The sequence below is a fragment of the Longimonas haloalkaliphila genome (assembly GCF_055379825.1).
In genome coordinates, this window is sequence record NZ_AP043948.1 from 3,451,456 (window position 1) to 3,473,458 (window position 22,003).

The window sequence follows — 22,003 nt, forward strand, 5'->3', positions numbered from 1 at the left end:
TACTACGACTTCAGCAGTTTGTCTAAGTAAATCCCATAACCGCTCTTCTTCAGTCGGCCTGCGAGCTCTTTGAGTTCGGCATCCCCAATCCATCCGTGCCGCCAGGCCACCTCTTCGATGCAAGCAATCTTCAACCCTTGGCGCCGCTCAATAATCTCCACAAATCGAGAGGCCTCGCTCATCGCTTCATGCGTACCAGTATCGAGCCAGGCGTAACCGCGCCCCAACGTACGCACGTGCAGTGCATCGTCATTCAGGTATCGCCTATTCAAGGACGTAATTTCCAGTTCGCCACGATCAGAGGGCTCAACGGTCTGCGCGTTGTCCACGACGCGGTTATCGTAGAAATACAGTCCAGTTACTGCAATGTTGCTCTTGGGGTTGTCCGGCTTCTCCTCAATCGACAGCGCCTGTCCATCCGAATTCACCTCGACCACACCAAAGCGCTCGGGATCACGCACGCGGTAGCCGAAAACCGTTGCACCATCTAAGTCGGCAACCGTGTCTTTCAGAATGGGGCCAAACCCCTGTCCGTAGAAAATATTATCGCCCAGAATAAGCGCTACATCGTCGTCGCCAATAAAGTCGGCTCCGATCGTGAACGCTTGCGCAAGTCCCTTCGGCTCCGGTTGGACGGCGTACTGCAGATTCACCCCGATGTGCGATCCGTCGCCCAGCAAGCGCTGAAATGCTTCTTGGTCGTACGGCGTGGTGATGATCAGAATGTCCCGAATCCCGGACAGCATTAGCACCGAAAGCGGGTAGTAGATCATCGGCTTGTCGTGTACCGGCAAAAGCTGCTTCGACACCGCGTGAGTCACGGGGTATAGACGCGTGCCGCTTCCACCGGCGAGGATGATGCCTTTCATGAAGAGGATGGTGTGTGGAGGAGGTCAATGTATAAATAAGTAAGAGTGCGATAACCGTTAGGGTTGATATCTCTTATTTCAAGCAGTGGATCAACTACAGTTTGGGAAATCTTTTTAGCATATGTCCTAAAAGAATATGGCATTGCTTGAAAAAGCTTATAGCTTGGCGATACTCTTTATTCTTCACATAGTAGCTTACGATGAATAACCATGTCCAAAAAGCACCTTTGTAATTAATTTTTTCCACATACATGTTGTATATATCTTTTTTAAGGTCAATAACCCACTTTTTGTACCGTATTGATATACTCTCGTCTATGTCTTTATAATAATCTTTGAGACAGCTGAATGTATTTACATGTGTTTTAGCTTTTCGCAGAGAGGTACGCGAACTCCATATACTTTTGGAATGAACGCGATACATAGCAGGCGCGATATTCCTTTGAAAGTATCCCTTTCCATGCTGACCAAGTAAACTTATCAGGAAAGTATCGCTGTTCAACACATCGTAAAAGTTCTTTGGGTATCTGTTAACCACGTTATTACGATAGACGAGAGTTAGGGTCAAAACCCATGCACCTTCCATTAGTTCTTCACGTGAAAAGTCTCGTTTGTTGTCATCAGGAAGCTTGGACGCTGATAACTGCTTTCCATCAGCATCAATAATCGATGCATCGTGGTGTGAGAGCACATATTCTGGATTCGCTTCCAAAAAGTCTACCTGCTTCTGCAGTTTTAGCGGGTCCGTCCAGTAGTCGTCACCTTGACAGATCGCAATGTACTTACCCCTACACAGAAAGCGTGAGTAGGTCTGCTGAAACTTCGGCGTTGGGCGCCCATGGATTGCAATGTTGTTTTCACGACGGTGGAGCAAAAGGCGGATCTTTTCAGGATGACGGTCTGCGTATTCCTTGCAGATCTCTCTTGTACCGTCATCGGACTCATCTTCGCCAATCACAATCTCGAAAGGAAAGTCTGTCTCTTGCATGAGGACCCCCTCGATGCAATCGCGAATGAAGTTCGCATGCTGATACGTACCGACATGCACCGATACGACCGGATCCGGCATAGTCTCACAGACCCGGTTGGGGTATTCTTCCACAGGCACACGCTGGTACTCCGCCTTAAAGTCTTCAAACGTCAACTCGTCCATTTATGTAGGTTTTCCTTGTATAAGCTTGTCTTTAAAAACCGCTTCTGACTGCTATCCGATATTTAAGTGGATTTATCTTAGTATCCAAAACGTTGAAGCAGTGAGGCGGCCCTCCGCTCAAACTGCTGCACCTCCCGCGGAGTTAGCGTGTCTTGATAGCGTCCAATCCGCGAAGGATCTGGTGGCTGAAGCGTGCGCTCCTTCCAGTCCAGCGTTGCATTGGGCTCATCATTGTGTTTGTAGTATGCCGTGACACGTTTCTTGTACGGCACTTCCATCAGGCTCAACAAAGCGCGCAACCGTTCCTCGGGGTTACGAACAAGGTCCTCGTACCGGAGATGGACCCACTGTTCTTCTGACTTTTGTGCCAGGAAAGCCATCACGCGTTCATTGTTTGCTACCCACTCTTCTGCTATCTCAGGAATAGCAGTTGGCAAGTCAGGGGCATAGGGCGAATCCGTGTCTATATCCTGAAGATCTTTGTATGAGGCTGCTACGTCGCGTCCGTCTCGCGTCAAGAAGATATACCGGGCTTCCGGCCACACCGCATCGATTTGCTTTAGGTGATTAATGTAGTAGTTATTTTTATCTACAATTGCCTGAGGCGAGTCGTGCACTGAGTCCGTATCCGAAACCGTCTGCTGGTGCCAAACGCGGTAGACCACAGCACAGGCCTGTCCGTAAGAAGTAGGTCGTTCGTCTTTCAGCGCGTCAATGAGCGCCTCTTCGGACAGATCCCAGGTCTCCATTTTTTTGCTTTGAAGCACATCACGTGCAAATGCCCTGATCTGGCTATTATCATGACCGTCACTCGCTGACCAGTCTCCATACTCTTCATGCCACCATTGCAGAAACCCACACTCCGGCGGAGCTGCAATCTGTGGATGACTGTTCAGCATGATACGCAGGAGCGATGTGCCCGAACGGGGATTACCTAAAATAAACGACCGGATCATGATAAAGAACTCATAGGTGGGGAGAGGTTCGGCTTTAAGGCTGAATGGCTACACCGGTTGCGAGGCCCTGAAGCGCATCTCGAATAATCTCGGAAATGGTCTTCTGTTCGTTTCTATGCAACGTATGATACAGCGGCAGGCAAAGCACCCGCTCCGCCACATCATCCGAAACCGGGGTGTTGGCCTCAGGCACGTAGTCTAGCGAGGAAAGCGACGGGTAAAAGTATCGCCGCGGGCTGATGTCGTTCGCTTGTAGCGCCTGCATAGTCGTGTTCATCGCTTCATAGCTGTTAAAGAGCACAGGGTAATAAGCGTGGTTCACCGAGGCTCCTTCAATAGGCTCTGGACGCTCCAGATTGAGCGGGGCCAGTTGCTCGTCGTAATAAGCACATTGTGCTTTCCGACGGGCCAGGATCTCATCGATAGCATCAAGTACACAGAGTCCCATTGCCGCGTGCATCTCGGAGTTCTTACCGTTGATGCCCACACCGTTGAACTTGGCCGGTCCGTCATGGCCAAAGTTGCGCATGTATGCCATCCGCTCAGCAAGCTCAGGATCTTGCGTTGTTACCGCTCCTCCTTCTACCGTGTGATAGAGCTTCGTTGCATGAAAGCTGGTTGCGCTGATGTCCCCATACGCAAACACGCTCTTTCCCTTGTAGGTCGTCCCAAAACAGTGCGCCGCGTCGTAGATGACCTTCAGGTCATGCCGATCTGCAATATCTCGGATTGCATCGATATCGCAGGGATTCCCAAAGCAATGCGTGGCGAGGATGGCCGAGGTATCCTCCGTAACGTGCGCCTTGATCTTGCGTGGATCAATGTTCAGCGTTTTGGGGTCGATATCCACAAAGACCGGTGTGCAGCCTTCCCACACGACACTGCTGGTCGTGGCCACATACGAGAACGGCGTCGTGATCACCTCTCCTTGTAGCTCCAGCGCCTTGATGGCAATCTGGAGAGCAACCGTGCCGTTACCAACAAAGAGGAGATGTGGCAGATCAAGATAGGTCTTGAGGCGATCTTCCAGCTTCTGAACCAGCGGTCCGTTGTTGGTGAGCCAGTTGCGCGCCCAGACCTGGTCGATAAGCTTCTGGTACTGCTCCCGGGGCGGTAGATAAGGTTTGGTAACGGGAATCATGAGGGTTGAGTTTTATTTTTCCAAGGCATCGTATCACGCACAGGCTCTTTGCCTAAGAATGTACAGAGATCATGATACGCGCCAGAATCACCGATATTCAGTACCAGCAGGTCGTCCGGCCGATGCGCAAAGTACGTTTTCACCTGCTCGTTGTGCGTATTGTACAAGTGAATAAAGTCCTCACGGCTGTACAGGTCACTATCAGACTTCGGTTGCATTGCTTTCTTCTGCTCGTACGACCATCCCTCGTATACATATGGGTCTTCCTTAAGCTCCTGTGGCGTGGGGAGGCGGTCAAGGCCCAACCGTTGTGATTGATCGTACCCATGACTGATAATGCTCTTCCGCAGAATCGCGAACTGTCAAGATGAACTTACTCTCCGGAAAAGCCTGATCCATTACAACATATGTATATGGCCAGCTGAAAGGAACATCTTGAAACGCTTCTGCTGTCTTGCAGAGCTCTATAAATGGTTTGAAGTTGCGCTGTTTGTATGCCTCAAGCAAACGCTCCGCTTTTCGTTGACTTCCTACAATGTATCCGAATTCTTTTAGTGCGATTTTAAGGGAAGTAGTGCCCGTCTTGTTGCGTCCGATGCAAAAGACCTTCTCTTCGCTGATTGGTTCAAAATGGAATCCTCCATTCCGATGGTATCCGAACGCTTCGGCCCATCGGTTCAACTGTTTTCCAGCAGACTGCCGGATACGGGTAATCATATTTTATATCTTTGCTTATCAAGCAAGCCTGCCGGTTATTGCAAAAGCTGTTCGAGGTACGCTCCATATCCACTCTTCTGGAGTTGATAAGCAAGCTCTTCAAGCTTAGCATCATCAATCCACCCCTGCCGCCAAGCCACCTCTTCGATACAGGCAATCTTCAAGCCCTGGCGCCGCTCGATAATCTCCACGAAGCGCGAGGCTTCACTCATCGCCTCATGGGTACCGGTATCGAGCCAGGCATAGCCGCGTCCTAATGTACGCACGTGCAACGTGTCGTCCTGTAGATATCGCTTATTTACCGACGTGATCTCCAGCTCGCCACGATCCGAGGGCTCAACCCTCTGCGCAATGTCCACGACGCGGTTATCATAAAAGTACAGCCCGGTTACCGCAATGTTGCTTTTAGGGTTCTCGGGCTTCTCCTCAATCGACAGCGCCCGCCCATTCGAATTCACCTCAACGACTCCGAAACGCTCGGGGTCGCGCACGCGATAGCCGAAAACCGTTGCCCCATCTAAGTCGGCAACCGTCTCTTGCAGAATGGGGCCAAATCCCTGTCCGTAGAAGATATTATCGCCCAGAATAAGCGCGACGTCGTCTTTACCAATAAAGTCGGCTCCGATCGTAAAGGCCTGCGCAAGCCCCTTCGGCTCCGGCTGTACTTCGTACTGCAGGTTCACTCCGATGTGCGACCCATCGCCCAGCAAGCGCTGAAACGCCTCCTGGTCGTGCGGCGTGGTAATAATCAGAATATCCCGAATCCCCGCCAGCATCAGCACGGAAAGCGGGTAATAGATCATCGGTTTGTCGTGCACCGGAAGCAATTGCTTCGAGACCGCGTGGGTTACCGGGTAAAGTCGTGTGCCGCTGCCACCGGCGAGGATAATGCCTTTCATGAAGTGTGTTGGTGGATTCAAAGAATGTAGGTGCTAATTGTGTTAGAGACCACCCCGCCCTTCGGGCACCCCTCCTTTCCGGCTACGCCGGTAGGAGGGGAGTTTGGAGGTTCGTCGCGTTGGTGTTGGGTTTTCAATGATTTAGGAGCAATCTACACCGCAAAACTCTCCCCCTTAACCAAGGGGGAGATGTCGGTAGACAGAGGGGGTTTGATTCCCATCAGTCATGAAACTGCTTTCTGATATACGCCAACACACCCTCTTCATCCTCAAACACCTGCTTGTTCTCAAAACGAATGACACGAATGTCTTTTGCCTCTAAATATGTCTGTCGCTCTGCGTCATATTCGCTACGAAGCGGGTCGTCGTGCGAGGCACCATCTAACTCAACGGCAAGACGCTCACCTGGACAGTAGAAATCCACGATGTATGGCCCAATGCTATGCTGGCGTCTGAACTTGCGTCCGGCGAGCTGTCTCTTTTTTAGCGCACTCCACAACTGGACTTCAGCGGGTGTGGCATTGTTGCGGAGCTCTTTGCGGCGTTGCTTCAGTGATTTTCGGTTGTGTAACTTCATGCGCACCCCCAATCGTGTTTTTTTGGTATGGATGCTTTAATCACCGCTCATTAGATCAAACCCCCTCTCCCTTCGGGTTTCTCCCCCTTTTCCAAGGGGGAGATATCCAGAGGATCAGGTCTTCAGCGAAGCCCGAAGGGGTAGGTTTGAAATATATCAACCCGCTGTCCCCAACCGCCCCAGATCATACGTATCCGCCGTCACCGTCTCGCACCAGTCGATGTTGGACAGGTACCACTGCACGGTCTTCTGGAGACCGCTTGCGAAGTCCTCGTCAGGCGTCCAGCCCAGTTCGCGCTCAATTTTCGAGGCATCGATCGCATAGCGGTGGTCGTGGCCGGGACGATCGGTTACGAAGGTAATGAGATCGCGGTACGAAGACAAGTCCGATACCGGCTGCATGACGTCTAAGAGGTCACAGATTGTGTGAACAACGTCGATGTTCTGCTTCTCGTTGTGTCCGCCAATGTTGTAGGTTTCGCCGACGGAGCCGTCTGACAGCACCCGGCACAGCGCGCGCGCATGATCCTCCACAAACAGCCAGTCACGCACGTTCTCGCCGGTGCCGTAGACCGGAATGGGCTCCTGCTGTAGGGCCTTCAGAATCACCACCGGCATCAGCTTCTCCGGATACTGGTAGGGTCCGTAGTTATTCGAGCAGTTGGTCATGAGCGCGGGCACGCCGTAGGTGTGGTGCCAGGCGCGCACGAGGTGATCCGATGCCGCTTTCGTGGCCGAGTAGGGCGATCGCGGGTCGTAGGGCGTCTCTTCGGTGAAGTACCCCGTATCGCCCAACTCGCCGTACACCTCGTCGGTCGAGACATGCAGAAACCGAAAGCGCTCCGCTGTATCCACATCCGCCTCCTGCAGATACGCACGAGTCACTTCCAGCAGCGTGTGCGTGCCCACAATGTTCGTCTGCAAAAACGCATCCGAGCCGTCAATGGAGCGGTCCACATGCGACTCTGCCGCCAGATGCATCACCGCATCGGGCTGGTATGTGTCGAACGCTTGACGCATGGCATCCCGATCGGCAATGTCGGCCTGGATGAACGTGTAGCGCTCCGAATCCGCGACCGGCGCGACTGTGGAGGGATGTCCGGCATAGGTGAGTGCATCTACGTTCACGACCTGCGCCTCGGTCGTGCGAAGGAGGTGCCGCACGAGGGCCGACCCAATGAATCCACAGCCGCCGGTGACGAAGATGGTTTGGAAGGGGAGATTCATGAAGCGTGTTGGATTAAGAGAATGTAGGTGCTAATTGTGTTAGAGACCACCCCGCCCTCCGGGCACCCCTCCTTTCCGGCTGGCGCCGGTAGGAGGGGAGTTTTGACACGCGATGCTTTTCTGTAAAAGTGGGCTACGGGGTGAGGGTCCCGGTACCTTAACGCAGGTTCTGATTGTTCGCAGAAAACGTGTCTTTTACCGCTGAACCATTCAACTGAGAGACATCTCGGCCTTGAAGAGAACGGCGTCTCGGATGCTCCAGAGCGGCGCTGCAGCCAAAATCATCGGTGTTTGAGCGGAGCGAGTTCGATGATTTTAGCAGCGCCCGGAGGAGCATCAGCCGGTCTCTTCACCGCCTTGATTTTTTCAGTCCCTTTTGTATCAAGACAAAAGGGACCCCACGCCGGGGGGCACCTCCGCTGTTAGGTGACAGACACATGCATCTGGGATAGCATGAGTTGCCAGCTTTGGGGAAAAGGAGTGAGGGGGGCCAGACCTGCGTATAGGCTTCAGGCGGAAGGAATATTCCCCTCATCCTGTCCTTCTCCCCAGGGGAGAAGGGACTCAGTACGAAAGGTCGTAGCCGGGGAATCGCTTACGTCCTCGGCAACCTCTGTGTGAAACGCCTTCAACACCGCACTACAACCGCTGCATCTCCACCATCTCCCTGAAGCGCGAGCCGTCGTGCTGGCGGAGTTCTTCGTACGGGCCCTCCTCAAGCAGGCGGCCTTCGTCGAGCACGTACACATGGTCGACGTTTTTAATGGTGGAGAGGCGGTGGGCAATGATTACAACCGTCATTTCGCCTTTAAGGGCGTCAATACTGCTCTGGATGTAGCGTTCCGACTCTGTATCCAGCGCACTCGTCGCCTCGTCAAGGATGAGCAGGTTCGGTCGCTTAAAGAGCTCACGGGCCACAAAGAGCCGCTGGCGCTGTCCGCCCGAGAGCCGCACGCCGCGGTCGCCCACCATTGTCTCGTATCCATTCGGCAGGTCTTTTATGAAATTATGTGCGTATGCCTCCTTGGCTGCGTGCTGCACCTTCTCGCGATGCTCTGGATCGCCACTGTAATCACCCTTCCAGAGCGAGATGTTGCTGGCAATCGTATCGTCAAAGACCACCGTCTCTTGCGATACATAGCCGATCTGAGAGCGCCATGAGGAGAGATCGATCTCGGATCCGGGAATTCCATCAATATGAACGGTACCCTCTTGCGGTTTGAGGAGGAGCGTGAGGATATCCACCAGGGTAGACTTCCCGGCCCCCGATTCTCCGACCAGTGCCACCGTGGTATTGGCGGGAATGGTCAGGCTAATGTCCTTGAGTGCCTGCTCATCGTCGCCGTATGCAAATGACACATTACTGAGTTCAATCGACCGATCGAGGCCCTTAATAACCCGGTTTCCATCCGGCTCCTCATTCTTCCGCACTGCATTAAACTCATCATCCACCATCTCCAGCGCCCCGATCTTATCCATCGTGCTCTGCCAGCCGCTCTGGATAGACATCATTGCCTGCATGCCGCGGTGGAAGAGCAGGAGCGCGACAAAGATCGGCGCAATGGGATCCTCAAAGACCGCTACCTGAATGATGATCAGTCCGATAATTAAAAGCACTGATACCGGCTCCTTGAGCGCCCCCGTAAACGCCCCGGCCACGCGCTGCTTGAAGATATAGCTGGTGAGCCGGTTGACGCTATTGACGACCCCCGACCGCAGATGCGGGGTCTGATTCGTGGAGATGATGTACTTCAGCGACTGGAGTGACTGCACGAGCAGCTTGTTCATCTCACTCATCTCCCGCGAGGACATACGCGAGAGACGCCGGACATAGACGTTGAGATACTTGAAAAGAAAGAGTATGACCAGCCCCACTCCGATGGCCATCAGCGCAAAGTTCCACGCGATAAAGAACGCAAACCCGAAATAGCTGGCTGCGGTGACCACTTGGGTGAGGAAGCCAATCAGGCTATTAAACGAAGCGAAAAACCCGCTTACCTGTCCATTTATCACGTTGATGAAATGGCCGGCGTTTTTCTTGATATAGTACCGGTAGTTCATTCGGCTGTACGCATCAAAGAGCTTCGTTTTCAGCTCCCGTAGCAGCCGGGACTGCAAGTAGCCTTTGTATGCCCCTTGAGCAAAGGAGAGTCCTCCCTTGGCGATAAACACCAGCGCGATAAACACCAGAATGCCTACCATCGAATCGGCAATGCCCATCCAGCCCAGCATATCGTAGAGCAGTTGCTCGGCCGTGCCCATGTCTTCCGCCTGTCCGCCGCCCTTGTCAGACGCGCGGAGCAGGGGAAGGAGCAGGGTGATCCCGAATCCCTGCGCGAAGGCCGTGGCGATGGTCAGGAAGAAAAGGAGATACATCCGCCGCCCGATATACCGGCGGTAGACCTTCAGGTACCGAAATAAGTCGCGAAACGTGCTCATGCAGCAGAGCCGGGGCTCGTATCCAAGAAGGGAATGAATCGGGGGGCAGCGAACGGGGGCGCCATCCGCTGTCTGTCTTTGCTTTCGGGTGCCCCCAACGCTGGGAATGGAAGCAGGTTCGGGGTGCGGTGTGCTGTGTGCATATGGTATACCGCACAAACAATGCCGTATCGTATAGCAGGTACATGCGTTGCGGTTTCGTTGAATTGTGTGTGGAGGGGCAGAGTAGGTGTGGCGGTATAGCTGTATGTGAGGGTGGATGTGGTGTAGGGTTTGTTGTTGGGGCGGTGAGGTTTGCGGTGGCCGGGGGCACAGAGTCGTACCCTAGGAAATTCTCACATCATGTCATTGCGAGCGACCGGAGGGAGCGCGGCAATCTCGGGAGATTCTCACACCATGACAGCCTTGCAAAAGGCGTTGCCCTTCCCATAGCCCGGGATCAGGAGCGAAGCGCTGGGAGCACCGCGACCGAGTACTCCTGGGGTGCGGATATCCCGGGCGCAGTACAGCGGAGACTCGGAATCTTTATCCGGGAAAGGACCACCCCGCCCTTCGGGCACCCCTCCTTTCCGGCTGACGCCGGTAGGAGGGGAGTTTCCGGGGGTTCGTCGCGTTGGTGTTCAGCTCTCGTACGCTTGTAATAATCATTCACCTTGTCATTGCGAGGAGCAATAGCGACGTGGCGCCCTGACCGTAGGGAGGAAGTGCTCCTGGGGTGCAATCTCATGCGGTTCTGCTCGGGGCGGGCTGCCATAGTGCGACGCACGAGATCGCCGCGTCAGTCGCTGGCGCTTCTTCCTCGCGATGACAAACTTGGGAGACTCTCACACCGTGGCGACCTTACACTTACAGGGCGTGCTACCTTTGCCAATCGCCGGGGATACGGGCAGTCTTCGTTCTGTAGCGTGGCGGCTCTACGGATACGGAAGACCCCGGGTCGAGCCCGGGGCGACTTGGTGGTGGGAGGTCAGAGCTGTGAAGAGATGAACGTGCTTTCCAGAACAGTTCCACAACGTAAGTCATCCCGGGCGCAGCGCAGCGGAGACCCGGGATCTTTATCCGAACAGGACCACCCCGCCCTTCGGGCACCCCTCCTTTCCGGCTGCGCCGGTAGGAGGGGAGTTTTGAGGGTTCGTCGCGTTGGCGCTCATCTCTCGTAAGCCTCGAATAATCATGCACTTCAAAACTCTCCCTCTTAGCAAAGGGGGACGATGTCCACAGGATCATGCCTTCGGCGAAGCTCGGCAGATAGAGGGGGTTGAGCCATGCAGGGCGCTGCTTTCTCGGAGCGGTCGTCTGCCATCACTCGGCAGTAGCCAGGCCCATCTCTGTCAGGATGGTGTTCATGCCGGTGGCAAACTTTTTGGCGCCGCCATGCGAGGGGTGGCGGACGTAGGTGGGGTCGGCGTTTAGCTCGGTGAAGGCGCGCTCGGCCTTGCGTCCGATGGCGACGATGCGGTCGGGCTGAAGGGCGTCGAGCAATTCTTGCGTGAGGTCTTGCCAGGCGCGCACCTCGGTGCGGCGCGGGGTGCGAATGGTGAGCGGCTCGCCCTCGTCGTGCGGATGCAGGGGCACACTGTTCCAGATGAAGAAGTGCGGGAAGGCCGGCGTCATCACGCGCCAGAAGATGGATCCGCTGTACTCGGTATGCGGCGCGTCGGCGGTGCTGGTGCGGTCGCCCGAGAGTGGGAAGTCGGGGTCGAGCATCTGGTCTTCGCTGGTGATGGGCACACCGGTGAAGCGGCAGCCCCAGGGTCCGGGCGCCTCGGCCATCATGAAGAGGCGGGGCTGCTGCAGCGCGTCGAAGTAGGCCCGCAGGTTGGCGCGGCGGATCGCCGGGGCGTCGGGGCGGTCGAGCTCGGGGTGGCGGTCGCGGTACGGGTTGAAGGCTTCGTGCGTCGAGGGCGTGTCGAAGAGATGCGTGCGCATCAGCGGCCAGAGGGTGTCGGTCATCGGGGGTAGGGTGGTAGATGAAGGGGACTACTCGCGTGTCAGGCTATGGGGGATGCGTGGGGACCTGTCGCGCGGGCGATGGTTCGTACGGCGGCAGGTGGGTCTGGGTGGATGCGGCCCATCTGCTGCTGCGGGCGGAGCGGTTCGCATCCCCCTGTTCTATGCGCTCGCCCCGGCGGATCCGTCTTATGTGCGGCGGGTGCAACGCACGAGGGGGCGGTTCGTTGGCATGATGTTCTGTGAACAATTTCCTGTAGCGATGACTGATTCGACCGTTTCTTCGGCGCGGGCGCTGGCCTATCGGGCGCTGGCGCGTATTGACCAGACGGATGCGTATGTGGACGAGGTGGACCTGCCGGGCACGCCCCGCGAGCGGCGTCAGGCGCGCGACGTGGTGGCGGGGGTCACGCGTCAGCAGCGCTGGCTCTGGTTTCTGGTTACGCAGCTCTACCACGGCAACCCGAACGAGCTGGAGCCGCCGGTGACGCGCATCCTGAAGATGGGGCTCTACGAGCTGCTCTTTCAGGCGACGCCGGCGCGGGCGGCGGTGCATCAGTATGTGGAGCTGGCGAAGGACGTGGTGGGCGAGCGCGTGGCGGGGCTGGTGAACGGGGTGCTGCGCACAGCCGACCGGCAGCGCGACGCCCTGCCGCAGCCGGATACAGGCGACCGGCTGCGCGACCTGGCGATTCGGTCGTCGATGCCGACGTGGCTGGTGAAGCGCTGGGCGGAGGCACGGGGCGTGGCGGCCACGCGGGCGCTGGTGCAGCGGCTGAATGCGCGTCCGCAGTTCGCGGTGCACCTGCTGGACGTGGCGCCGTCGGAGCTGGATGCGCTGGGCGTCGACTGGGTACCGTCGCCGTACGTGCCGGATATGGTGCGCCTGGAGACACTGCAGCCGCTGGTGCAGGCGGGCTGGCTGGATGCGGGGCGCGTGGTGGTGCAGGGGGAGGGCGCAGCGCTGGTGGTGAACCTGCTGGATCCGTCGCCGGGCAACGTGGTGCTGGATCTTTGTGCCGCGCCGGGCACGAAGACGCTCTACGCGGCGCGCCGGATGCAGGGGCGCGGGGTGCTATGGGCGAACGACCAGAGCGCACATCGGATCGAGAAACTGGAGGCGTCGCTGAAACAGCACGACAACACGGATCTGGTGACGACGCACGTGGCGGATGCGCGCACGCTTACGCCGGAGGATCTGCCGGAGGCGCCGACGCATGTGCTGCTGGATGTGCCGTGCACGGGGACTGGCGTGCTGGGCCGCCGGGCGGATCTGCGCTGGCGCCGCTCGCCGCAGGATGTGGAGACGCTGACGGCGCTGCAGGATACGCTATTGGATGCGGCGGTGGGGCTCTTGCCGCCGGGGGGCGTACTGGTCTACAGCACGTGCTCGCTGCTTCCGGAGGAGAACGAGGCGCGCGTAGAAGCGGCGCTGGGGCGTCACCCGGAGCTGACGCTTGTGCCGCCGGTGCGCATCCCGCCCGCGGTGCAGCAGGATGGGTTTCTGCACGCAGATCCGGTCGCGCACGGCACCGACGGAGCGTTCGGGGCACGGCTGCGGAAGGAGGGGTAGCGGGATGCGTTCTGACAGATAGCCGGGGATGCGAGCGATTCCCGGCTATGGGTGTCCTGCGTTCGGGGTCTTCTTAGCCCGGGATCAGGAGCGCAGCGCTGGGAGCACCGCGACCGAGTACTCCTGGGACACGGGTATGCCGGGCGGCCTGGCCAAGATTCTCGCTCCACAGCAGGCATGTGCCCGCATTGAAAAATGGTGTCTCTACGGGCATCGGGAGACCCCGGCTCGGGGGCCGGGGTGACTTGGTTTCGGGAGGTTCGTGTTATAAAGAGGCAAACGTGCTTTTCAAAACAGCCCCACAACAGCAAGTCATCCCGGGCGGAGCGTAGCGCAGACCCGGGATCTTCACCCGCCCAGGACCACCCCGCCCTGCGGGCACCCCTCCTCTCCGGCTCGCGCCGGTAGGAGGGGAGTTTTCGGGTTCGTCGCGTTGGCCTTCATCTCTCGTAGGCCTCGAATAATCAATGCACCTTTTCATGGCGAGGAGCGATAGCGGCGTGGCAATCTCATGCGTTGCTGTTCGGAGCGGGGCTGCCAAGATTCCCGCTTCACGGCAAGCATGTGCTCGTGTTGGGAATGGTGCCTCTACGAGTATCGGGAGATCCTGGGTCAAGACTGGGGGGACTTGATTTTGGGAGGTCAGTGTCATAGAGACGCGAATGTGCTTTTCAAAACAGCCCCACAACATAAGTCATCCCGAGCGGGGCGGAGCGAAGACCCGGGATCTTTATCCGAGAAAGGACCACCCCGCCCTGCAGGCACCCCTCCTCTCCGGCTCGCGCCGGTAGGAGGGGAGTTTTGGGGTTTGTCGCGTTGAAGCTCAGCCCTCATAAGTTTCAAATAACCGTGCACTTCAAAACTCTCCCCCTTCGCGAAGGGGGAGATGTCCACAGGATCACGCCTGCGGCGAAGCTCGGTAGACAGAGGGGGTTTGATTCCCATCAGTCATGAAACTGCTTTCTGATATACGCCAACACACCCTCTTCATCCTTAGAGCCTGTTTGGGTTTTGGTTTGCAGGCGAGAGCGAGCGCCGCTGAGGCGAAAATTGGACCCCGATGGCGGTTCGTAGCCGGGGCTATGGGCCGACATCGGGGGCAATTTGCACCAGGGGCATGCCCTTCGGCCCCAGTCCAGCGCCGCCGCTGGGAGCCCAAATTAAGGAATCAAAACAGGTTCTTAAACACCTGCTTGTTCTCAAAACGAATAACGCGAATACCTTTCGTTTCCAAATACGCTTGTCGCTCCGCATCGTATTCGCTGCGGAGTGGACCATCGTGCGTGGCGCCATCCAATTCGATCACAAGACGCTCACCTGGACAGTAGAAATCTACAATGTATGGACCAATGCTATGCTGGCGTCTGAACTTGCGTCCGGCAAGCTGTCTCTTTTTTAGCGCACTCCACAACTGAGCCTCCGCAGGCGTTGCGTTGTTGCGGAGCTCTTTGCGGCGTTGCTTCAGTGATTGTCGGCTGTGTAGCTTCATCTGTGCACCCATTCTACTTTCCGATGTCCTGGCTCCCCGCCCTTCGGCCCCCCTCCTTTCCGGCTGCGCCGGTAGAAGGGGCGTTTTGGTACTATAATTCGGTAGCGGGCAAACATTAAATGATACGAGCGATACAGTTCGGATGCGTGTTGTGACTTTCGTTCAAGTCGCTCTTCGACCGATTGATTTTCGACCGATGATTGAAGAGACCATAACCTACCAGTGCCGGAAGTGTGAAAGCGCCAACATCGTCAAAAACGGCAAGAATGTCTGCGGCAATCAGCAGTATCATTGCAAGGACTGCGGGGCCTACGGCGTGATCGATCCGACGCCCCGAGGCTACTCCGAGGAAGAGAAAAAACGCATTCTTCAGGCCTACCACGAGCGCGGCTCAATGCGCGCTGTAGAGCGGATCTTTGGGGTCAGCCGTCCGACGCTTTCGCGGTGGCTCAAAAAAAGGGACGCCTCCTCGACGCAGTCGCCGACGAAGTAGAGCCCGGCCAAGCCGATGACCTGCTTGAACTTGATGAATGTTGGACCTACGTCCAAAAGCGTTCCAATAAGCGATGGCTATGGGTTGCTCTATGTCGGCGCACCCGGCAAGTCGTAGCGTTTGTGATTGGAGACCGGAGCGCTCGGACCTGTGCTCGGCTCTGGAGCCGAATCCCTGCGTCTTATCGTGCGGCACAGAGCTTCAGCGATTTCTGGACCGCGTATCAGCCGGTGTTCAAGGACGATCCCAAGCATGAGCAAGTAGGCAAAGCCAGCGGCGAGTGTTCGCATGTCGAACGGTTCTTTGGCCTGCTTCGGCAGCGGTTGGCTCGCTATGTGCGTCAGACACGAGCAGCCTCCGAGTCCGAGCGGCCTCCGAGTCTGAACGCATGCTGCACTTGACGACCCGGCTGTTTATCGCACGGTACAACCGAAGCGTCACTTAACATCTTACCGCTACCTATAATTCTACGAAACGGGCCGTAGAAGGAGCCCATCAAGTCCCCCTCGGAGGAGGGGGATTTAGGGGGATGGACCATGACGTGCCAATCTCATGCGATCCTGTTCGAGGCGGGCTGCCATGACGAAACGTACAAGCCCCCCCTGACCCCGCTGGGCCCTGCCTACCAAGCAGGGGATGGTTCGACTCCCGGCTTCGCCGTCCGCTCACCATGACACGCCCTGTATCATGACATGCTCCACAAGACACGCTCTACAACATGTCACCTTGAGCGGATGCCGGATCTTGCCGGTAGGAGGGGTGTCTTTAGCACCGTAATGCTACGAAAGAAGCGCGCGGGTCCGTTGCCTCAATCCGACGCCTCCAGCTGTGCTTTTAGCTCCTGGATGCTGTCACGCAGTTCGGCGGCGCGTTCGAAGTCGAGATCCTCGGCGGCCTCCTCCATCTCCGTCTTCATCTGCTCGATGAGATCTTTCTTCTGGTCGTCGGTCAGGTACTTCACCACCGGGTCGGAAACGGTACTCGTGAGCTGCTCGGGACGTCCGTAGTGCTTGCGATTGGAGGGCTCGCGGTCGTCGCGCTTCTTCTCGTCGGCGATGGCCGTGCCGCGGTGGATCTCGTCGATCGACTTCTTGATCGGCTCGGGCGTGATGTCGTGCTCTTCGTTGTAGGCGAGTTGGATCTCGCGGCGGCGCTCGGTCTCGTCGATCATCCGCTGCATGGAGCCGGTGATCTCGTCCGCATACAGAATCACCTGGCCGTCCACATTCCGTGCAGCGCGCCCGGCGGTCTGGATCAGCGACGTTTCGCTCCGTAGGAAACCCTCTTTGTCCGCATCCAGAATAGCCACGAGGCTCACCTCCGGCAGGTCGAGTCCCTCGCGCAACAGGTTCACGCCCACGAGCACATCGTACTCGCCCAGGCGCAGCCCGCGGATGATGTCGACTCGTTCCAGCGCGTCGAGGTCAGAGTGCATCCAGCGCACGCGCACGCCGTTGCTGTCGAGGTAGTCAGCGAGGTCCTCGGTCATGCGCTTCGTGAGAGTCGTTACCAGCACGCGCTCGTTCTTCTCGCTACGCTTGCGGATCTCTTCGAGCAGGTCGTCGATCTGCGTGTCGGTCGGACGAATATCAATCTCGGGATCGGGGATGCCGGTGGGACGCACCACCTGATCGACAAACGCCCCGCCGCTCTGCTCCAGCTCGTAGTCGCTCGGCGTGGCGCTCATGTAGATCACCTGATTCTGCATCTCCTCGAACTCCTCAAACGTAAGCGGACGGTTATCCAGCGCCGAGGGCAGCCGGAAGCCGTGCTCCACCAGCTTCAGCTTGCGGGCGCGGTCGCCGTTGTACATGGCACGCACCTGCGGAATCGTGACGTGGCTCTCGTCCATCACCATCAGGAAGTCATCGGGGAAATAGTCAAGGAGGCAGTATGGACGCTCGCCCGGTTCGCGGTTGGTGAGGTGGCGGCTGTAGTTCTCGATGCCCGAGCAGTAGCCCACCTCCTGCATCATCTCCAAGTCGAACATGGTGCGCTGCTCCAGGCGCTGCGCCTCCACCATCTTGCCCTCCTCACGCAGCACCGCCAGCCGCCAGCGCAGCTCCTCTTTAATGCTATCAATGGCGGATGCCAGACGATCTTCCGGCGTCACAAAGATCTGCGCGGGATAGAGAGTCAAGTGCTCGTCGAGCGCATTGACCTCGGTCCCGTCGGTTGGGTCAATCAGACTGATGCGATCGATCTCATCCCCCCAGAACTCGATGCGGAAGGCCCGGTCCTCGAAGTATGCCGGGAAGATGTCCACCACATCGCCGCGCACGCGGAAGGTGCCCGGCTGAAATTCGATGTCGTTGCGGCTGTAGAAGAGATCCACGAAGCGGCGGAGCAGCACATCGCGCTCCACCTCCATGCCCGGTGCCAGCTGGATGATCTCCTTGCGGAACTCATCGGGCGAGCCGAGTCCGTAGATGCACGACACGCTCGCCACCACGATCACATCGCTGCGGCCTGAGATCAGCTCGCTCGTCGCCCGCAGCCGCAGCCGCTCAATGCGGTCGTTGATGGCGACATCTTTTTCGATGTACGTGTCGCTGGGCACGATGTACGATTCGGGCTGGTAGTAGTCGTAGTACGAGATAAAGTACTCGACCGCGTTGTTCGGAAAGAACTGCTTGAGTTCGCCATAGAGCTGCGCCGCGAGCGTCTTGTTGTGGCTCATCACCAGCGTAGGCCGGTTCGCCTCCTCGATGACGTTTGCAATGGTGAAAGTCTTGCCCGTACCCGTCCCGCCAAGCAGCGTCTGATGACGATCGCCCCGCTTCAGGCCGTCGTTGAGTTCGTCAATCGCTTGGGGCTGGTCGCCCATCGGGGTGAACTCGGAGACGAGGTCGAACTGGTTCTCGACATCTTGCAGCGGCGCGGAGGGCGCATCCGGCGGCAGATCGGGCAGCGACGGAAGCGACGTGGTGTCTTCGGGGGTGGGCATACGGCAGATACAGCAATAGAGTGCAAGCAGCTACAGCTTGTACAAACTGAATAGACCGACGCAGAGATTCACACCCTGCCGGTGCCCGACGGGTTTGCTACATTTGTGATGTGATTTGTGGTGTGCGTAGACCGTATGGGCACACCTGCATCTGACGGTCTCTTGCCGTCCGGAGACACCGGCGATGCCTCGGCGTCTACGAGTGTGGACACGATGGTATGCCTCACAGCACAAGTCATCCCGTGCGGAGCACGGCCCCAAGATCTCTCTCCGGAAAAGGACCACCCCGCCCTGCGGCCCCCTCCTTTCCGGCTCCACCGGTAGGAGGGGAGTTTGTGGGGATTCGTCGCGCTGGTGCTCCTTCCTCGCGATGACAACCCCGAAAGATACCCACACCTTGTCATTGCAAGGACGCAGGACGACGCAATCTCATGCGCCACTGTTCGAGACGGGCTGCTCTTGTGAAACACGCAGCCTCGCCACGACCTTGCACGCGCAGGAGCCTGTCCACCAAGCCGGGGATGGTTCGACTCCCGGCTTCGCCGTCCGCTCACCATGACACACCCTGCAGCATGACGCGCTCTACAAGACGTGCTCTACAGTCATGTCACCTTGAGCGGATGCCGGCTCCTGCCGGCAGAAGTGGAACAGTCTCCTACGGAGCCTATGCTTCCCCCTGCCCCACTTGTCAGCATGAGACCATATGGAAATTCGTGCAAATCAAGAGGATCTCCCGGCAGGTCTCTGTCTTATGAATGGGTGCTTCTTTAGAATGAATCTAAATCACGCATTTGAACATACTCTCCTCACCTATGAACTATTCCGGGACCCTCTGGAGCCTCATCGGGGCGCTGCTCATCGGTAGCGTTGCACTCACCGGATGCGAAAGCAGCGACGACGAGCTTGTTATCTATACCGGGCGCAGCAAAGCGCTCGTCGAGCCGCTCGTCGAGCAGTATCGGGCCGAGCACGACGTGCCCATCAGCGTGCGCTACGGATCCGACGCCCAGATGCTGGCCGCGCTCGCCGAAGAAGGCGACCGGAGTCCAGCCGACGTGTTCTGGGCGAACACCGCTGGCGCCCTCGGCAATGCCGTTCGTGAAGACCGCCTGCGCCCCCTCTCCGACGACCTGATCGACCGACCGGACTTCTTCGCTCCTGGCAGCGCTCAGTGGGTGCCGCTCACCGCGCGCTTTCGGGTGCTCGCCTACAACACCGAGCGCGTAGATCCTGCCGACCTGCCCGACTCCATCCTCGACCTGCCCCAGTACGAACCGCTGGCCGGACGCATCGGGTGGACGCCCACCTACTCCAGCTTTCAGGATTTCATCACGGCGCTGCGTACGGTAGAAGATGAGGAGACCGCCCGACAGTGGCTTTCAGATATGCGTGCCAACCTGGATCCCGGCAACTACGCCTCCAACACGCCCATCATTCAGGCACTCGAAGCCGGCGAGATCGACGCCGGACTCACCAACCACTACTACGTGCTGCGCGTGCGCTACGGCGATCACCGTGTCGATGAAGCCGATGCCGACCCCGACGCTCCCGTCGACATCTACCGCTTTGCCGATGGCGATGTAGGCAACCTCGCGCTCGTTACCGGTGCGGGTGTGCTGCAGACCAGCAGCCGACCCGATGACGCCGAAGATTTCCTGCGTTTCCTGCTCGACACCGAGGCGCAGACCTTCACCGCTGAAACCCTAAACGAATACCCGGTCATCGAAGGCGTCGAGGTACCTGCCTACATGCTCCCCGTTCGCGAGGCGCTACAGGCGAGTCCCGACTTCGACCTCGAAGAGCTGCGCGACATCGACCGTGCGCTCGACCTGCTTCGTGACGAAGGACTCCTGTAGTCCCCATCGCCTCTTCTCGATAGGCTCTCTGCACTCCTGTGATTCCTGAGTACTGGCGTACGTTGTGGCGCGATCAGCTACGCGACCGGTGGTATCTGCTCCTACCGGTCGCGTTTGTGATGGTCGGCGTGCTCATCCCTCTGGGCTACCTGCTCATCCGCGCATTTCAGGCGGATGCGAGCGAGCTTTATGCGCTCGTTGTGCGGATGCGTAACCTGGAGCTGCTCTGGAATACGCTCGCGCTCACGGGCGGGGTGCTCGCCGGCACCGTGCTGCTCGCATTCCCGCTGGCCTGGCTCACCACGCGCACCGATCTCCCCGGCAAGCGGGCGCTCACCTGGCTCGGCGTGCTGCCCCTGGCTATTCCCGGATACGTGATGGCCTACGCCCTCCTGGGCGCTACCGGCAGCCAGGGCGTGATCGCGGAAACAATCGGACTCCCTTTGGACCGCCTCAGCGGGTACACAGGCGCTTGGGTGGCGCTTAGCCTGGGCACGTTCCCGTATCTCTTCCTGAACCTGCGCACCGCGCTGCTCGGACTCGACCCGGCCATCGAGGAGTCGGCGCAGGCGCTTGGCTATCCGCGCTGGCAGGTCTTTCTGCGCGTGGTGCTGCCGCAGCTACGTCCAGCATTCCTCGCGGGCGGACTCCTGGTGGGGCTGCACGTAATTGGCGACTTCGGGGTCGTTTCGTTGATGCGCTTCGAAACGTTCAGCTATGCGCTCTATCTGCAGTACGCCGCCTCCTACGATCGCATCTACGCTGCCTGGCTTGCGCTCATGCTGCTGGCGCTGACCATCGCCGTGCTCTTTCTGGAGGCGCGCCTGCTTAAGGGACTCCTCTACCACCGCATTGGCACCGGCACCGGGCGCCAGGCTACGCCGCTTCGCCTCGGCCGTTGGACAACGCCCGCCTACGGGTTTGTGGGAGCGGTTGGACTTGTCTCGGTTGTGGTACCGGTAGCTACCATCATCTACTGGATGGGCGCGTCGGTCGACGTTGGGGTGCCCTGGGGCGGACTCGCTTCGGCGCTCTGGGATTCGTTCTCGGCCTCGGCGCCTGCTGCGCTCCTTGCGGCTACGCTCGCGATTCCCGTGGCCTACCTCAGCGTGCGCATGCCTTCGCAGCTTACCTCCGGACTCGAACGCGTGGCGTATCTTGGCTACGCCACACCACCGCTGGCGTTTGCGCTGGCGCTCATCGTGTTTACGCTGCAGGTGCTGCCGTTTGCGTACCAGACGCTCGGACTCCTCATCGTGGCGTATGCGTTGCACTTCATGGCCGAAGCCATCGGGCCCATCCGCAGCTCCATGTACCAGGCGCCCCCAAACATCGAAGAAGCGGCCCGCTCGCTCGGACGCACGCCTCTGCAGGCGTTCGCCAGCGTTACGCTCCCGCTGCTGCGTCCGGGTATTACCGTGAGCATTGCGTTTGTCTTCCTCTCCGCAATGAAAGAGCTGCCGATCACGTTTCTACTCTCGCCTATGGGATTCGAAACCGTGGCGCTCAACGTGTGGAGCTATGCCAACGAGGCTATGTTCGCCTCGGCTGCGCCCTATGCCCTCGCTATTATGGCGTTCTCCGCGGCCTTTGTTGGACTCCTGCTGGTTCGCGAAAAATCAACGAGTCGTAAAACGCATGCTGCATCTGCTCCGTAAGTCTCCTGTAAACAAAATGCAATCCGCATGTTCACAGGATGATGTTTACATGCCGGATG

The 22,003-nt window shown here is 58.0% G+C and carries 16 protein-coding genes and 1 pseudogene; 4 read left to right on the forward strand and 13 right to left on the reverse strand.

The window, feature by feature from the left end; genetic code table 11:
* Positions 1-2: 2 nt before the first annotated feature.
* The 11 genes from rfbA (ACZ48V_RS13515) to ACZ48V_RS13565 form a co-directional block, all read right to left on the reverse strand.
* Positions 3-869, reverse strand: coding sequence for a glucose-1-phosphate thymidylyltransferase RfbA (gene rfbA / locus ACZ48V_RS13515; RefSeq protein ID WP_464539933.1), 867 nt, complete (start codon positions 867-869; stop codon positions 3-5).
* 94 nt (positions 870-963) lie between these two features.
* Positions 964-2,022 carry a glycosyltransferase gene (locus tag ACZ48V_RS13520; protein WP_464539935.1) on the reverse strand — a complete coding sequence of 353 codons (1,059 nt, stop codon included), beginning with the start codon at positions 2,020-2,022 and terminating at the stop codon, positions 964-966.
* Positions 2,023-2,099: 77 nt separating this feature from the next.
* Entirely contained in the window at positions 2,100-2,978 is an 879-nt protein-coding gene (locus ACZ48V_RS13525) for a sulfotransferase family protein (RefSeq protein WP_464539937.1), read from the reverse strand.
* Between the two features lie 34 nt (positions 2,979-3,012).
* Entirely contained in the window at positions 3,013-4,119 is a 1,107-nt protein-coding gene (locus ACZ48V_RS13530; protein ID WP_464539939.1) for a DegT/DnrJ/EryC1/StrS family aminotransferase, read from the reverse strand.
* Positions 4,116-4,337, reverse strand: coding sequence for a sulfotransferase (locus ACZ48V_RS13535; protein ID WP_464543140.1), 222 nt, complete (start codon positions 4,335-4,337; stop codon positions 4,116-4,118). The genes ACZ48V_RS13530 and ACZ48V_RS13535 overlap by 4 nt, the downstream gene beginning before the upstream one ends.
* Positions 4,338-4,413: 76 nt before the next feature.
* A complete protein-coding gene (locus ACZ48V_RS13540) occupies positions 4,414-4,836 on the reverse strand; it encodes a sulfotransferase (RefSeq protein WP_464539941.1) in 423 nt (140 codons plus the stop codon).
* A gap of 35 nt (positions 4,837-4,871) precedes the next feature.
* A complete protein-coding gene (gene rfbA / locus ACZ48V_RS13545) occupies positions 4,872-5,735 on the reverse strand; it encodes a glucose-1-phosphate thymidylyltransferase RfbA (protein ID WP_464539943.1) in 864 nt (287 codons plus the stop codon).
* 220 nt (positions 5,736-5,955) lie between these two features.
* Complete coding sequence (locus ACZ48V_RS13550) at positions 5,956-6,312, reverse strand: endonuclease domain-containing protein (RefSeq protein ID WP_464539945.1); 357 nt, start codon at positions 6,310-6,312, stop codon at positions 5,956-5,958.
* A gap of 156 nt (positions 6,313-6,468) precedes the next feature.
* Positions 6,469-7,539 (reverse strand): dTDP-glucose 4,6-dehydratase, encoded by a 1,071-nt coding sequence (rfbB, locus tag ACZ48V_RS13555; RefSeq protein WP_464539947.1) that lies wholly within the window; start codon positions 7,537-7,539, stop codon positions 6,469-6,471.
* Positions 7,540-8,178: 639 nt separating this feature from the next.
* A complete protein-coding gene (locus tag ACZ48V_RS13560) occupies positions 8,179-9,978 on the reverse strand; it encodes an ABC transporter ATP-binding protein (RefSeq protein WP_464539949.1) in 1,800 nt (599 codons plus the stop codon).
* Positions 9,979-11,280: 1,302 nt separating this feature from the next.
* Positions 11,281-11,931 carry a uracil-DNA glycosylase gene (locus tag ACZ48V_RS13565; RefSeq protein ID WP_464539950.1) on the reverse strand — a complete coding sequence of 217 codons (651 nt, stop codon included), beginning with the start codon at positions 11,929-11,931 and terminating at the stop codon, positions 11,281-11,283.
* A 259-nt stretch (positions 11,932-12,190) separates the two neighbouring features.
* Between ACZ48V_RS13565 and ACZ48V_RS13570 the strand changes: the two genes are divergently transcribed.
* Positions 12,191-13,501 (forward strand): RsmB/NOP family class I SAM-dependent RNA methyltransferase, encoded by a 1,311-nt coding sequence (locus ACZ48V_RS13570; protein ID WP_464539952.1) that lies wholly within the window; start codon positions 12,191-12,193, stop codon positions 13,499-13,501.
* 1,168 nt (positions 13,502-14,669) lie between these two features.
* Here the strand turns inward: ACZ48V_RS13570 and ACZ48V_RS13575 are convergent.
* Complete coding sequence (locus tag ACZ48V_RS13575) at positions 14,670-14,990, reverse strand: endonuclease domain-containing protein (protein WP_464539954.1); 321 nt, start codon at positions 14,988-14,990, stop codon at positions 14,670-14,672.
* A 196-nt stretch (positions 14,991-15,186) separates the two neighbouring features.
* On the opposite strand from ACZ48V_RS13575, the pseudogene ACZ48V_RS13580 reads away from it, so the two are divergent.
* A pseudogene (locus tag ACZ48V_RS13580) lies at positions 15,187-15,928 on the forward strand (IS1 family transposase).
* Positions 15,929-16,291: 363 nt separating this feature from the next.
* Here ACZ48V_RS13580 and uvrB read toward each other — a convergent pair.
* The gene (gene uvrB / locus ACZ48V_RS13585; protein ID WP_464539955.1) at positions 16,292-18,430 is read right to left on the reverse strand and encodes an excinuclease ABC subunit UvrB; all 2,139 of its coding nucleotides are present in this window, start codon (positions 18,428-18,430) and stop codon (positions 16,292-16,294) included.
* Between the two features lie 812 nt (positions 18,431-19,242).
* On the opposite strand from uvrB, the gene ACZ48V_RS13590 reads away from it, so the two are divergent.
* Positions 19,243-20,286, forward strand: a complete 1,044-nt coding sequence (locus ACZ48V_RS13590) for an iron ABC transporter substrate-binding protein (RefSeq protein WP_464539957.1) — start codon at positions 19,243-19,245, stop codon at positions 20,284-20,286.
* A 119-nt stretch (positions 20,287-20,405) separates the two neighbouring features.
* Positions 20,406-21,944, forward strand: coding sequence for an ABC transporter permease (locus tag ACZ48V_RS13595; RefSeq protein WP_464543141.1), 1,539 nt, complete (start codon positions 20,406-20,408; stop codon positions 21,942-21,944).
* The last annotated feature ends 59 nt before the right edge of the window (positions 21,945-22,003 follow it).